The sequence below is a fragment of the Dietzia sp. KRD202 genome (genome assembly GCF_017168155.1).
Taxonomy (GTDB): Bacteria; Actinomycetota; Actinomycetes; order Mycobacteriales; family Mycobacteriaceae; genus Dietzia; species Dietzia kunjamensis.
This window is the reverse complement of sequence record NZ_JABFAN010000117.1, coordinates 1-400: the sequence shown is the minus strand read 5'-3', so window position 1 is coordinate 400 and position 400 is coordinate 1. Positions and strand designations below refer to the sequence as shown.

Below are 400 nucleotides of genomic sequence, written 5' to 3'. Positions count from 1 at the left end.
CCCAGCCCCTGGTCGTCTACCTCACCCAGTCCACCGAGCTCGGCACGGTCTACACCCCGGACGAGGTCAAGGCCATCACGGACTACGCCCACGAGCACGGGATGCGCGTCTACATGGACGGCGCCCGCATCGCCAATGCCGCGGCCTCCCTGGGCCTGCCGCTGCGCGCCTTCACCACCGACGTCGGCGTGGACGTGCTCTCCCTCGGCGGCACCAAGAACGGGGCGCTGCTGGCCGAGGCCGTCGTCGTGCTCGACCCGGACGCCGCGGACGGCCTCGTGTACCTGCGCAAGAACCAGATGCAGCTGGCCTCGAAGATGCGCTTCGTCTCGGCGCAGCTGCTCGCGCTGTTCGACGGCGACCTGTACCTGCGCTCCGCCCGCCACGCCAACGCCATGGC

The 400-nt window shown here is 70.8% G+C and carries 1 protein-coding gene; it reads left to right on the top strand.

Annotation, left to right across the window (positions count from 1 at the left end; all coding sequences use genetic code 11):
- The coding region (locus J1M64_RS19225; protein WP_241261806.1) for a low specificity L-threonine aldolase at positions 1 to 400 on the top strand (400 nt) is incomplete at both ends.